This is a genomic window from Streptomyces sp. NPDC002835, from assembly GCF_053591995.1.
The window spans coordinates 39,741-52,079 of the sequence record NZ_JBSFUW010000025.1 but is presented as its reverse complement, the minus strand read 5'-3'; the positions used below and the strand labels follow the sequence as shown (position 1 = coordinate 52,079).

The window sequence follows — 12,339 nt, the reverse complement described above, 5'->3', positions numbered from 1 at the left end:
CTCTTCCCTCGACTGCCGGGGACTACGGGGAACGGCGCGCGCGGCGACACCCGCAACCACGCGCGGCCGTGTGCCCCGGAACCTGGCCGGCTCCGGGGCACACGGCTCGGCGATGCCGGCAGAGCGGATGCCGGCGAGCCGTGGGTCCTACAGGCCGGCGACGAGGCCGTTGACCGGGCCGGTGATGGCCGCGGAGTTGATGCCGGTGGCGCCCTCGACGACGCCGGTCACGGTGCCGATGGTGCCGGAGACCGGGGCGATGGTGTCAAGAGCGGCGGTGGCGTTGCCCACCGTGGCGCTGTGGAGACCGCCCGCGATGTTGTCCAGCTCGGAGTCGGCGATCTCCTGGGTGGGGACGAAGCTCATGAGAAGTTCCCTTCGGGGTGGATATTTCTGTATTGCTGCGCCCGGCCGCGCGAAAAGAGCGCCACCGGCCGCCGGCGGGCGTGGGGGGATTCCCGGATCCGGGAACCGTCGTCGAATCCCGCAGTGCGAAGGATCAAAGCATGTAAGGCCGTTGAGCAGCCAATCACGAAGAGCGGATCCGCAGAGAAAGCGGCTGCTCATTACCGCCCCGTGGACGCCCCTGCATGACTCTGCGGCATTTCCTTCACCAAATGGTCGAACTCGCGGCCCCAGGATGTGCGCGAGGACCCGACGGCGAAGTGGACATTCCCACCCAGAGGACGATACTTGCAGGTCAACAGAGAGATCAGGATGAGGAGACCGTGTGCCGCCTGAGCATTCGGTGTGCAGATTCCCGGCAGGCGCCGATCGTTTGACGGTGGCTCACGAGGATTTCACCGGGGTGGAGCGACCGCCGCACTCCACCCCTTTCACCGGGTCACCGCGCAATTGCGGAGAGTTGCCTCAGCCGGTTTCCGCGGCCTTTTCCGGCGCGGGTGCGGTGATCTCGGCGTGGAGTGCCGCGGCGTATGCCTCGTCCGGGTCGAGCCGGCGCAGTTCCTCCGAGATGAGTTCGGCCGTGCTGCGTACTTTCAGGGCGAGGACCCGGGTGGGCTGTCCGGGGATGGTCAGCCGGGCGACGGGCCCTTCCGGCCGGTCGATGTGGATCTCGCCGTCCACGGTGCGCAGCCGGACGGCGGTGACCACCGGACCGTCGGTGACGACCTGTTCGACGGGCACCGCCAGCCGGGCGGTGAACCAGCGGGCGAGCAGTTCGGCGCTGGGGTTGTCGGCCTCGCTCTCGACCACGGCGGAGACGACCTCGGCCCGGGCCTGGTCCAGCGCGGCGGCGAGCATCGAGCGCCACGGGGTGAGCCGGGTCCAGGCGAGGTCGGTGTCGCCCGGTTCGTAACCGGCGGCGCGGGCGTTCAGCTCCTCGATCGGCCGCTCGACCGCGTACGCGTCGGTGATGCGGCGCTGCGCGAGCGCGCCGAGCGGGTCCCGGGCGGGCACGGGCGGGGCGTCCACCGGCCACCAGACGACGACGGGGGCGTCGGGCAGCAGCAGCGGGAGCACCACCGAGTCGGCGCGGTGGGTGAGTTCGCCGTGCAGGCGCAGCAGCACGGTCTCGCCGGCCCCGGCGTCGCTGCCGAGGCGCACCTCGGCGTCGAGACGGGCCTCGTGGCGCTCGCGCGGCGAGCGGGCGTGGCGCTTGATGACGACGAGGGTGCGGGAGGGGTGTTCGCGGGAGGCGTCGCCGGCCGCCTTGATGGCGTCGTAGGCGTTCTCCTCGTCGGTCACGATGACCAGGGTGAGCACCATGCCGACGGCCGGGGTGCCGATCGCGCGGCGGCCCTGGACGAGCGCCTTGTTGATCTTGCTGGCCGTGGTGTCGGTGAGGTCCGTCTTCATGGCCTGCGCCAGCTCCGTCCGTCTCGTGCGAGCATGTCGTCCGCTTCGGCGGGACCCCAGGTGCCGGCCGGGTACTGCGCCGGCTTCGGGCCGCGGTCCCAGAACTCCTCGACGGGATCGAGGATCTTCCACGACTCCTCCACCTCCTCCGTCCGCGGGAAGAGGTTGGCGTCCCCCAGCAGCACGTCGAGGATGAGGCGCTCGTACGCCTCGGGGCTGGACTCCGTGAACGACTCCCCGTAGGCGAAGTCCATCGTCACGTCGCGCAGCTCCATCGATGTACCCGGCACCTTGGAGCCGAACCGCACCGTCACGCCCTCGTCCGGCTGGACCCGGATGACGAGCGCGTTCTCGCCGAGCTCCTCCGTGGCGGTGGAGTCGAACGGCGAGTGCGGCGCGCGCTGGAAGACGACGGCGATCTCGGTGACGCGGCGGCCGAGCCGCTTGCCGGTGCGCAGATAGAACGGGACGCCCGCCCAGCGGCGGTTGTCGATACCCAGCTTGATCGCGGCGTAGGTGTCGGTCCGGGAGTCGGGGGCGATGCCCTCCTCCTGGAGGTAGCCGAGGACCCTCTCGCCGCCCTGCCAGCCCCCGGTGTACTGCGCGCGCACGGTGGACCGGGCCAGGTCGGCGGGGAGTTGGACGGCCTTGAAGACCTTGAGCTTCTCGGTGACGAGCGAGGCGGCGTCGAAGGAGGGGGGCTCCTCCATCGCGGTCAGCGCCAGCAGTTGGAGGAGGTGGTTCTGGATCACGTCACGGGCGGCGCCGATGCCGTCGTAGTAGCCGGCGCGGCCGCCGATGCCGATGTCCTCGGCCATCGTGATCTGGACATGGTCGACGTACGACCGGTTCCAGATCGGCTCGAAGAGGGTGTTGGCGAACCGGAGCGCCAGGATGTTCTGGACCGTCTCCTTGCCCAGGTAGTGGTCGATCCGGAAGACCTCGTCGGGCGCGAACACCTCGTGCACGATCTCGTTGAGGTCGCAGGCGCTGTCCAGGTCGTGGCCGAACGGCTTCTCGATGACCGCCCGGCGCCAGGACCCCTCGGGCGCGTCCGACAGCCCGTGGTCCTTGAGCTGCTGGACGACCTCGGGGAAGAACTTCGGCGGCACGGAGAGGTAGAACGCGAAGTTCCCGCCGGTGCCCTGCGCCCGGTCCAGTTCCTCGACCGTGCTCTTCAGCTGCTCGAACGCGGCATTGTCGCCGAAGTCGCCCTGGACGAACCGCATACCCTCCGAGAGCTGCTGCCAGACCTCCTCGCGGAAGGGGGTGCGGGCGTGGTCCCGGACGGCCCGGTGCACCTCCTCCGCGAAGTCCTGGTCCTGCCACTCGCGGCGGGCGAAGCCGACGAGCGAGAAGCCGGGCGGCAGCAGCCCCCGGTTGGCCAGGTCGTAGACGGCGGGCATGAGCTTCTTGCGCGACAGGTCACCGGTGACCCCGAAGATCACCAGTCCGGAGGGGCCGGCGATACGGGGCAGCCGGCGGTCGAGCGGGTCTCGCAGCGGATTCGCCCAGCCGCTTCCCTGCGACAGCTGCCGCGAGCGCTGCCGGGCCCTCCGTCGCGACCTGCTCTGCGACCCGTTCTGTGACATGCGGTCAGGCCTCCCTGCGCCGACGGCGTTCGGATGCGTCCTGGTCCGAGGATCGCATCTCCCGCTGATCTCGCGGGGGCTCACACACCCCGCCGACGCGAGTTCCGTGCAAGGGGATTGACCGGTGATTTCCCAGGCCCCAGGTCCCCAGGCTCGGACCACAAAACTTGCGGAACAACTTACGAAACTTTTGAAGACCTCGTTCGGAGCGGCTCGTTCGAGGCGTTACGCACCGGAAACTCCGCCCCACCGAAGGGAACGTCCGTGATCAAGGTGACCCACGTCCTCGGGATCGGCGCGGCGACCGCCGGCCTGCTCGCCGGCTTCGCACTGCCCGCCACCGGCGCCCAGTCCGGCGGGTGGCCCCGCGTTCGCGTTCGACGGCGACCGGCCGCGCACGGTGAACGCCACGGCGATGACCGGCACTGAGGACATACCAAAGCCCCCGGGGGGTTCCGGCGTGCGCCCCGGTCAGCCGGTGACCGGGGCCACCTCGGTGTCGCAGTGCAGCACCCGGTCGTGGCCGCAGGCGCGCTCCGGGCCCGTCAGGCGCAGCCGTACCGTGTGCCGGACGTCGTGCGCCGCGCTGGACGCGGCGAACCGGAGCTCCACGTCGCCCGGTTCGACGATCCGCTGCCCGCCGACGCCCGTGAACGAGGCGAGGTCGGTGTGGAAGCGGAAGCGGACCCGGGCCGCCTCGCCGGCCGCGAGGGGCACCCGGGCGTAGCCGATCAGCTGTGCCTGCGGCCGGGTGGTCTGGGCGACCGGGTCGTGCAGATAGAGCTGGACCACCTCCGCGCCGTCGCGGTCCCCGGTGTTGCGCACGACGACCTCGACGTCCGCGGAGCCGTCGGTCGGGATCTCGGACGGCGCGGGCGGGCCGGCCTCCCAGGCGAACGTGGTGTAGGAGAGCCCGTGGCCGAAGGGGTACAGCGGGGTCGGGTCGAGGTTGCTCACGCCGCCCGCGAGTCCGAGCGGCGGCTGGAGGTACGTCCAGGGCTGGCCGCCCGGCCCGTACGGCACGCCCACCGGCAGCCGGCCGGACGGGTTGACGCGCCCGGAGAGCACGCCTGCCAGCGCCGGGCCGCCCTCCTCGCCGGGGAAGAACGCCTGCACGACGGCCGCGAGCCGGTCCGCCCAGCGGCCGAGCGCGTACGGCCTGCCCGTCACCAGGACGGCCACCACCGGTGTGCCGGTGGCCAGCAGGGCGTCCAGCAGCGCGGCCTGGACGCCGGGGAGCGAGAGGTCGGCCGCGTCGCAGCCCTCGCCGGAGGTGCCGCGGCCGAACAGCCCGGCCCGGTCGCCGAGCACCGCCACGCACACGTCGGCGTCCGACGCCAGCCGTACCGCTTCCGCGATGCCGGAGGTGTCCGGCCCGTCGACGTCGCAGCCGGCGGCGTGGCGGACGGCAGCGTCAGGGAACTCGTCGGTGAGAGCCGCGAACACGGTGGGGATGTCGACGCCGAGGGGCACGTCGGGGTGCGAGACGCCGACGTGGCTGGGGAAGGAGTAGCAGCCGAGCATGGCCAGCGGGTCGTCGGCCCGGGGGCCGACGACGGCGATGCGGCGGGCGCCGCGGATCGGGAGGACGCCGCCCGCGTTGGCGGCCAGCACGCAGGAGCGCTCCGCGACCAGGCGGGCGGTCTCGCGGTTGGCGGGCGGGTCCAGGTCGACGGTGCCGCGCACGGACTCCGGGTCGCCGTCGGCTCCCCCGAGCACGTCGGGCAGCGGTGACCAGTCGGGGTCGAGCAGGCCCAGTTCGCACTTCTGGAGCAGCACCCGGCGCAGCGCCCGGTCCACGACGGCCTCGGGCACGGTCCCGTCCCGTACGGCCTCGACGAGTGCGTCGCCGTACGAGCGGACGGTCGGCAGCTCGACGTCGACGCCGGCGGTCAGGGCGAGGCGGGCGGCGTCGCCCGGGTCGTCGGCGACCCTGTGGAGGGTCTCGAGGAAGCCGATGCCGAAGTAGTCGGCGACGACGGTGCCGGTGAAGCCCCAGGTGTCCCGCAGGAGTCCGGTGAGCAGCCGGGTGTCGGCGGCGGCCGGCACGCCGTCGATCTCGGCGTACGAGTGCATCACCGAGCGGGCGCCGCCGTCGCGCAGGGCCATCTCGAACGGCGGGAGGATGACGTCCGCGAGCTCCCGGGCGCCGGCGCGGACCGGGGCGAGGTTGCGGGCCCCGGCGGACGCCGAGTAGCCGGCGAAGTGCTTCAGGGTGGCGACGATCCCGGTGGACTGCAGTCCGCGGACGTAGGCGGTGCCGACCGTGGCGACGAGGTACGGGTCCTCGCCGATGGTCTCCTCCACGCGGCCCCATCGGAGGTCGCGCACCACGTCCAGGACCGGGGCGAGGCCCTGATGCACGCCGACGGCGCGCATGTCCGCGCCGATGCGGCGGGCCATGGCGGCCACCAGGTCGGGGTCGAAGGTGGCGCCCCAGGCCAGCGGTACGGGATAGGCGGTGGCGGACCAGGCGGTGAACCCGGCGAGGCACTCCTCGTGGGCGAGCGCCGGGATGCCGAAGCGGTTCGCGGCGGCGATCTGCCGCTGGGCGCGGGCCAGGGCCACGGCGCCGGTCGCCGGGTCGACGGGGGCGCTGCCGAACGGGCGGGTGAGCTGGCCGAGTCCGCGGGTGATGAGGGCGTCCCAGTCGACCGGGTCGACCATGTCGTTCTGGTGGGGCGCGACACCGTCGCCGTCGCCGTCGGCGCCCACCCACACGCCGTAGAGCTGGGCGGTCTTCTCCTCGAGGGTCATGCGGCCCATGAGGTCCTCGACGCGTGCCTCATCGCTGAGCGAGGCGTCCCGCCAGCGGCCCTCGACGACGGGGGCGGCGGTGACGGTGACGGTGGGATCGGCGGCGGTGGCGGGCGCGTCCGGGGCATGGGGGATTGCCATCGGGCAGGGTTCCTCTCGGTGGTGGCAAATGTGCGGATCCGGCGGCGGGCTACTTGCCGCCGACGCCCATCAGGCCGTTGACCAGGGCGCGCCGGGCGAAGAGATAGACCGTGAAGATGGGGATCACGGAGAGCACGACGGCCGCGAGCAGGGCCGGGACGTTGAGCCCGAACTGGCCCATGAAGTTGAAGAGTCCGAGGGTCAGCACACGCTGCTCCTCCGACTGGGTGAGGATCAGCGGGAACAGGAAGCCGTTCCACGCCTGGAGCGCGGAGAAGATCGCGACCGTGCTGACGCCGGCGCGCGACATCGGCACGGCGAGCTGCCACAGCATCCGCAGCGGAGTCGCCCCGTCCAGGGCCATCGCCTCGTACAGCTCCTCCGAGATGTCCCGGAGGGTGGAGGTGAGGACCAGCACGGCGACGGGCATCGAGAACGCGGCGGTCGGCAGGATCACCGCGGCCAGTGAGTCGTACAGGCCCATCTCGGCGATGAGCAGGTACAGCGGCACGATGACCGCCTGGGCGGGGATGGCGACGCCGAGCAGGAAGGTCCTGAAGGCCAGCGACGACAGCCGGCTGCGGGTGCGCACGGCCACATAGGAGAGGGGCACGCAGAGCAGCAGCACGATGGCGACGGTGGCGACCGCGACGATCGCCGTGTTGGTGAGCAGCGTGAGGAAGCCGCTGCTGAGCACGGTGTTGTAGTTCTCGAGCGTCGGACTGGTGGGGAAGGCCAGCGGGTTGCCGCTGAGCGCTTCGTCCTGCCGGGTCAGCGACGAGGAGAGAAGGGTGTAGAGCGGTACCAGCACGACGACGAGCCAGGCCAGCGCCCCGAGACCGACGAGCGGATTGCCCTTCGGCCGGCGGCGGCCCCTGGGCCGCACATGCCGTGAGGCGGTCAGGTGTGCGGTCATCGGGTCACATCCCTTCCCGGGTGGAGCGCATCGACCCGAATCCGCTGAACTTCACCATCAGCAGCGACAGCGCGGTCGCCACCACGACGAGGGCCGTGGCGACGGCGCTGGCGTAGCCGAGGTCGTAGGTCTGGAAGCCGGTGCGGTACATCAGGTAGGGCACGATCGTGGTGTCGGTCCCCGGGCCGCCCCTGGTCATGATGAGCACGGTGTCGAAGTACGTCAGCGAGCCGACGATCATCAGCACCGACGACGTGGTGACGGTGTTGCGCAGCTGGGGCAGCGTGATCGAGAAGAACTGCCGGACCGGTCCCGCCCCGTCGATCGAGGCGGCCTGGTAGAGCACCTGCGGGATCTGCCGGGTGCCGCCCTGGTAGATCAGGGTGTGGAACGGCATGAACTGCCAGCCGCCGACGAACGCCACGGTCAGCAGTGCGCCGGTGGACGAGCCCAGGATGTTGGGGTCGATCCCGAGCCACGGCCCGATCTCCTTGATGACACCGAAGTTGGGGTCGAGGAGGGCGTGGAAGAGCACCGCGATCGCCGTGGTGGACAGCAGCAGGGGTACGAAGAAGACCGCGGACAGCACGGCCCGGTTGCGCTGCCGTCCGGCCGCCCACACGCCCAGCATCAGGGCGATGGGCGTCTGGAAGGCCCAGCTGATGACCGTCAGCAGCAGGCTGAGCCAGCCGGCCTGGCGGAACTCGGGGTCGTTCAGCAGTCGGGTCCAGTTGTCGAACCCGATCAGGGTCGGCGAGGTGAGGCCGTCCCAGGAGGTGAACGACAGATACACGGCCAGGGCCATGGGCACGATCCCGAAGAGCCCGAAGAAGACGATGGCGGGCACTGCCCAGGCGACGGAGGGGCGGCCGAAGCCCCCGCCCGCCGCAGTGCGGCGGCCGCGCCGGGGGGTGGCCGCCGCTCTGCTCCGCTGCTTCTCGAGCGGTGTGGAAGCTACTGTCATGGTTACTTGAGAGCCTTCAGGGCCGCGACGAACTGCTCGGGCGTGGACTTGCCCGCGAACAGCTTGTTGATCTCGGTGAGCATCGGGGTGGCCTTGCTCGCCTCCAGTGCCTGGTCCCAGGAGAGCGTGAAGCTCGGGGCGAGCTGGACCATCTCGTACTGGAACGCGGCGAATTCGGGGTTGGGCGACTTCTTCAGCTGCTGCGCCGCGTCCGCGGTGGTGGGGATGTCGCCGTTGTCGACGAGCGCCTGCGCGTACTCCTTCGACGCCATGGCCTTCAGGAAGTCGATGGCGGCGTCCTTGTGCTTGGTGCGGGCGTTGACCGACCAGTAGTTGGTCGGGTTGCCGACCACGCTCTTCGGGTCGCCGGTGCCGCCGGCCACGGTCGGGAACGCGGTCCAGGCGAGGTCCTTCTCGGCGAAGTCGGGCGCCTTGCCCAGCTGGGTGGAGTACTCCCACGAGCCCATCAGGTGCATCGCCGCCTTGCCCTGGGCGAACAGGGCCGGGGCGCCGCCGTTGGAGTACGAGACGGAGTTGAAGTTCTTGCCGAAGGCGCCGTCGTCGATGAGTTCCTTCACCGTCTGCGCGGCCTTGAGGACGGCCGGGTCGCCCCAGCCGGACGAGTCGCCGTGTCGGATCTTCTTGAAGACGTCGGCCCCGCCGATCCGGTCGAGCAGGTACTCCAGCCACATCAGCTGGGTCCAGGCGTCGGTGCCGCCGAGCGCGAAGGGCGTGATCTTCTTCGCCTTGAAGGTGGTGATCGCCTTCTGCAGGTCCTCCCAGGTCTTGGGCGGCTGCAGGTCGTTCTCGGCGAACAGCGTCTTGTTGTAGAAGAGCATCACGGGCTGCATGCCGCGCATCGGCACGCCGTAGACCTTGCCGTCGAGGCTGCCGGCCTCGACGACGGACGGCAGGAAGCCGCTCCGCAGGACCTTGTCCTTCTCGAAGTACGGGGAGAGGTCGACGATCTGGCCCGCGTCCACGTACGGCTTGATGGAGCCGCCGCCCCAGTTGAAGAAGATGTCCGGGGCGTTCGGCGAGCCCATGGCGGTGCGGAGCTTGTTGACGTACTCGGCGCCGGGGACCGAGACCAGCTTGACCTTGACGTCCGACGACTTGTTGAAGTCGTCCACGGCGGCCTGCTGGACCTTCACCGCGTCGTCGCCGTAGACGTAGGCGGTGAGTGTCTTGCCGTCGGCGCCGGCGGCGCCGCCGCCCGAACCGCAGCCCGCGAGCACCGCGGCCATCACCATCGCGGCGGCCGCCGCGGTCCCTCTGGCCGTACCCGAACCTCTGCGGAGAAAGCCCGACCCCATAACTGCCCCTTGTCGAATGTTTCGAAAAGCTCGGCGAATGTTGCCGGAACCGTACGAGGGGGTTTCCGGCGCGTCAAGAGGTCGCGCGAAAGGTTTCCGTGATCAACGGCCGGGCCTTGTGCAGGCCCTGCGGCGGGCTACGATCCCTGCATGAGACCCGCAGACGTCCACTCCCGACCGGAGGATCCTTCCTCGGACGAAACGGCCGAGGGCGGTGCCACCCTGGCCGAGATCGCCCGTGCGGCCGGTGTGTCGGCTCCGACAGTTTCGAAAGTCCTCAACGGCCGCGCCGATGTCGCCGCCGCCACGCGCACCCGGGTGGAGGAGCTGCTGCGCCATCACGGCTACCGCCGGCGCCGCGGCGCCTCGCAGCAGTCCCGGATGATCGACCTGGTCTTCCACGAGCTGGAGAGCTCCTGGGCCATGGAGGTCATCCGCGGGGTGGAGAACGTGGCACGCGAGGAGGGCCTGTCGCTGGTCCTCTCGGAGAGCGCCGGGCGGCTCATGCCCGGTCAGACCTGGGTGGACGGGGTGCTCGCCCGCCGACCCGCCGGGGTGATCCTGGTCCTGTCCGACCTGGACGCCGCCCAGCGCGCCCAGCTGACGAGCCGCGACATCCCGTTCGTGGTGATGGATCCGGCGGGCGACCCCGGGGACGACGTGCCCTCGGTCGGGGCGACCAACTGGCAGGGCGGCCTCGCCGCCACCCGCCATCTGCTGGAGCTCGGCCACCGCCGGATCGGCGTGATCGGCGGCCCGGCCAGGATGATGTGCAGCCGCGCCAGGATCGACGGCTACCGCTCGGCGCTGGAGAGCGCCGGGGTGGCGGCCGACCCCGAGCTGGTGCGCGAGGGCGACTTCCACCACGAGGCCGGCCACGCGGCCGGTCTGGAGCTGCTGCGCCTGCCGGAACCGCCGACCGCCGTCTTCACCGGCAACGACCTCCAGGCCCTCGGGCTCTACGAGGCCGCCCGGGAGCTGGGCGTACGCGTCCCCGAGGACCTCAGCGTGGTCGGCTTCGACGATCTGCCGCTGGCCCGCTGGGTCGGCCCGCCGCTCACCACCGTGCGGCAGCCGCTGACGGAGATGGCGGAGGCGGCGGCGCGGCTGGTGCTGGACCTCGGGCGCGGCCGGCGCCCGGCTGCGAGCCGGATCGACCTGGCCACCAGCCTGGTGGTCCGCAACAGCACGGCACCGCCCGCGTCCTGATCCCGGAAGCCGTGCCGGGCGCTCTTGTCGGCCGCTGGTTTTCCGCGAACAGTACGTGCCATGGCGACCGTTGTACTGGTGGGCACGCTGGACACCAGGGGTGTGGAGTACGGCTGGCAGCGCGAGCGGCTGCTGGCCGCGCGGACCGACGTGCTGGTGGTCGACGCCGGCGTCGTGGGCGAGCCGAGGATACGGGCCGACGTCCCGCGCGCCGAGGTGGCCCGCGCGGCCGGGGCCGACCTGGCGCGCTGCGGCCGGACGCCGACCGCGGCGCGGCCGTGACGACGATGGCGCGCGGGGCGGCGGAGACGGTCCTGCGGCTGTACGAGGCGGGCAGGCTGCACGCGGTCCTCGCCGTCGGCGGCAGCGGCGGGACGTCGATCGCGACGCGCGCGATGCGGGGCTCCCGCTGGGCGTGCCGAAGGTGATGGTGTCCTCGATGGCGGCCGGCGACGTGTCGCCCTACGTCGGGGCGAGCGACATCACCGGACATCAACAGCCCGTCGTTCGGCCGGGCGGCCGCGGACCGGCTGCACCGGCTGGTCGGCACGTAGACGCCCACCACGGTCGGCACCGCGTGCCCGCGCCTCAGACGTCCTTCTCGGGCTCCCGTTCGGCGGCCGGTGGTCGCAGCACGCTCAGCGCGACGGAGACGGCGAGGACGACGACGATGACACCCAGGCTGAGGGGCGAGGGGATCTCGGGGACGGCCGGGCTGATCACCTCGTGGGACGCCTGCAGGATCAGCTTGACCGCGATGAACGCCAGGATCAGCGCCAGGCCCTTGCTGAGATAGCGGAACCGGTCCAGCAGACCGGCCAGCATGAAGTAGAGCGCCCGCAGGCCCAGGATGGCAAATGCGTTGCTGGTGTAGACGATGAAGGCGTCGTTGCTGACCGCGAGTACGGCGGGCACGCTGTCCACCGCGAAGACGAGGTCGGCCGCCTCGATCGCGGCCACCACGGCGAGCAGCGGGGTGGCGACACGTCTGCCCGCCTCCCTGACGAAGAACTTCGCCCCGGCGTACTCGTCCGACACCGGCATGAGCCTGCGCAGCAGACGCACGGCGAAGCTCCTGCCGGGGTCGAAGCTTTCCTCCTCTCCCCGGAGGATCTTGTAGCTGCTGTAGAAGAGGACCGCGGCGAAGGCGAACAGGACGGCGGTGAAGCGGCTGACGACGGCCACACCGGCGGCGAGGAAGACGCCGCGGAAGACCAGCGCCCCCAGCACGCCCAGGAAGAGGACCCGGTGCTGATAGGCCCGCGGCACCCTGAAGTAGGCGAAGATCAGCGCGAACACGAAGAGGTTGTCGACCGACAGACTCTTCTCCAGCAGCCAGGCGGTGGTGTATTCGACGCCGGCCTGCGCGCCGACGACGAGGAAGACGACGACGCCGAAGACGATCGCCAGACCGACCCACACCGCGCTCCAGGCCGCCGCCTCCCGGAAACCGATGATGTGCGCCTGCCGGTGGGCAAGCAGATCGACCGCCAGCGAAATCACCACCGCGGCGGCGAAGACGACCCACAACCAGTACGGCACGTCGTGCACGAAGCAGACCTCACAAGCGACCGGCGGACCCGGGCAGCGAACCTCCCCTACGAGTCTGGCCGACGCGGCGGCCGT

The 12,339-nt window shown here is 71.2% G+C and carries 11 protein-coding genes and 1 pseudogene; 4 read left to right on the top strand and 8 right to left on the bottom strand.

The genetic code is table 11. From position 1 onward, the window contains the following. Window positions 1-147: 147 nt before the first annotated feature. From ACWD01_RS24685 to zwf, 3 genes are all read right to left on the bottom strand, one after another. Complete coding sequence (locus ACWD01_RS24685; protein ID WP_451164969.1) at window positions 148-366, bottom strand: type A2 lantipeptide; 219 nt, start codon at window positions 364-366, stop codon at window positions 148-150. Between the two features lie 504 nt (window positions 367-870). Further along, window positions 871-1,818, bottom strand: coding sequence for a glucose-6-phosphate dehydrogenase assembly protein OpcA (opcA, locus tag ACWD01_RS24680; RefSeq protein WP_451164968.1), 948 nt, complete (start codon window positions 1,816-1,818; stop codon window positions 871-873). Continuing rightward, the gene (gene zwf, locus ACWD01_RS24675; protein WP_451164967.1) at window positions 1,815-3,410 is read right to left on the bottom strand and encodes a glucose-6-phosphate dehydrogenase; all 1,596 of its coding nucleotides are present in this window, start codon (window positions 3,408-3,410) and stop codon (window positions 1,815-1,817) included. The genes opcA and zwf overlap by 4 nt, the downstream gene beginning before the upstream one ends. A gap of 264 nt (window positions 3,411-3,674) precedes the next feature. Between zwf and ACWD01_RS24670 the strand changes: the two genes are divergently transcribed. Continuing rightward, window positions 3,675-3,839, top strand: coding sequence for a hypothetical protein (locus ACWD01_RS24670; RefSeq protein WP_451164966.1), 165 nt, complete (start codon window positions 3,675-3,677; stop codon window positions 3,837-3,839). Between the two features lie 42 nt (window positions 3,840-3,881). Here ACWD01_RS24670 and ACWD01_RS24665 read toward each other — a convergent pair whose 3' ends face one another. Genes ACWD01_RS24665 through ACWD01_RS24650 form a run of 4 tightly spaced genes read right to left on the bottom strand, consistent with a single transcriptional unit; the run spans window position 3,882 to window position 9,441 of the window. Beyond that, entirely contained in the window at window positions 3,882-6,308 is a 2,427-nt protein-coding gene (locus tag ACWD01_RS24665; protein WP_451164965.1) for a beta-xylosidase/alpha-l-arabinosidase, read from the bottom strand. A gap of 49 nt (window positions 6,309-6,357) precedes the next feature. Continuing rightward, window positions 6,358-7,224, bottom strand: a complete 867-nt coding sequence (locus ACWD01_RS24660; protein WP_451164964.1) for a carbohydrate ABC transporter permease — start codon at window positions 7,222-7,224, stop codon at window positions 6,358-6,360. 4 nt (window positions 7,225-7,228) lie between these two features. Next, window positions 7,229-8,188, bottom strand: a complete 960-nt coding sequence (locus tag ACWD01_RS24655; RefSeq protein WP_451164963.1) for a carbohydrate ABC transporter permease — start codon at window positions 8,186-8,188, stop codon at window positions 7,229-7,231. Window positions 8,189-8,190: 2 nt separating this feature from the next. Beyond that, on the bottom strand, window positions 8,191-9,441 hold the full coding sequence (locus ACWD01_RS24650) for an extracellular solute-binding protein (protein ID WP_451165019.1): 1,251 nt from the start codon (window positions 9,439-9,441) through the stop codon (window positions 8,191-8,193). 213 nt (window positions 9,442-9,654) lie between these two features. Between ACWD01_RS24650 and ACWD01_RS24645 the strand changes: the two genes are divergently transcribed. The 3 genes and pseudogenes from ACWD01_RS24645 to ACWD01_RS24635 form a co-directional block, all read left to right on the top strand. Beyond that, window positions 9,655-10,713, top strand: coding sequence for a LacI family DNA-binding transcriptional regulator (locus ACWD01_RS24645; protein ID WP_451164962.1), 1,059 nt, complete (start codon window positions 9,655-9,657; stop codon window positions 10,711-10,713). Window positions 10,714-10,773: 60 nt separating this feature from the next. Next, on the top strand, window positions 10,774-10,995 hold the full coding sequence (locus ACWD01_RS24640) for a Tm-1-like ATP-binding domain-containing protein (protein WP_451164961.1): 222 nt from the start codon (window positions 10,774-10,776) through the stop codon (window positions 10,993-10,995). Between the two features lie 5 nt (window positions 10,996-11,000). Further along, a pseudogene (locus ACWD01_RS24635) lies at window positions 11,001-11,140 on the top strand (Tm-1-like ATP-binding domain-containing protein); the annotation flags it as partial. Between the two features lie 161 nt (window positions 11,141-11,301). Here the strand turns inward: ACWD01_RS24635 and ACWD01_RS24630 are convergent. Next, window positions 11,302-12,264, bottom strand: coding sequence for a TerC family protein (locus ACWD01_RS24630; protein ID WP_451164960.1), 963 nt, complete (start codon window positions 12,262-12,264; stop codon window positions 11,302-11,304). Window positions 12,265-12,339: the final 75 nt, after the last annotated feature.

Excerpts from the sequence above, each read along its gene's own strand:
- zwf (WP_451164967.1), bottom strand. The coding sequence starts at position 3,410 with ATGTCACAGAACGGGTCGCAGAGCAGGTCGCGACGGAGGGCCCGGCAG.
- ACWD01_RS24660 (WP_451164964.1), bottom strand. The coding sequence starts at position 7,224 with ATGACCGCACACCTGACCGCCTCACGGCATGTGCGGCCCAGGGGCCGC.
- ACWD01_RS24650 (WP_451165019.1), bottom strand. The coding sequence starts at position 9,441 with ATGGTGATGGCCGCGGTGCTCGCGGGCTGCGGTTCGGGCGGCGGCGCC.
- opcA (WP_451164968.1), bottom strand. The coding sequence starts at position 1,818 with ATGAAGACGGACCTCACCGACACCACGGCCAGCAAGATCAACAAGGCG.
- ACWD01_RS24685 (WP_451164969.1), bottom strand. The coding sequence starts at position 366 with ATGAGCTTCGTCCCCACCCAGGAGATCGCCGACTCCGAGCTGGACAAC.
- ACWD01_RS24645 (WP_451164962.1), top strand. The coding sequence starts at position 9,655 with ATGAGACCCGCAGACGTCCACTCCCGACCGGAGGATCCTTCCTCGGAC.
- ACWD01_RS24655 (WP_451164963.1), bottom strand. The coding sequence starts at position 8,188 with ATGACAGTAGCTTCCACACCGCTCGAGAAGCAGCGGAGCAGAGCGGCG.
- ACWD01_RS24665 (WP_451164965.1), bottom strand. The coding sequence starts at position 6,308 with ATGGCAATCCCCCATGCCCCGGACGCGCCCGCCACCGCCGCCGATCCC.
- ACWD01_RS24640 (WP_451164961.1), top strand. The coding sequence starts at position 10,774 with ATGGCGACCGTTGTACTGGTGGGCACGCTGGACACCAGGGGTGTGGAG.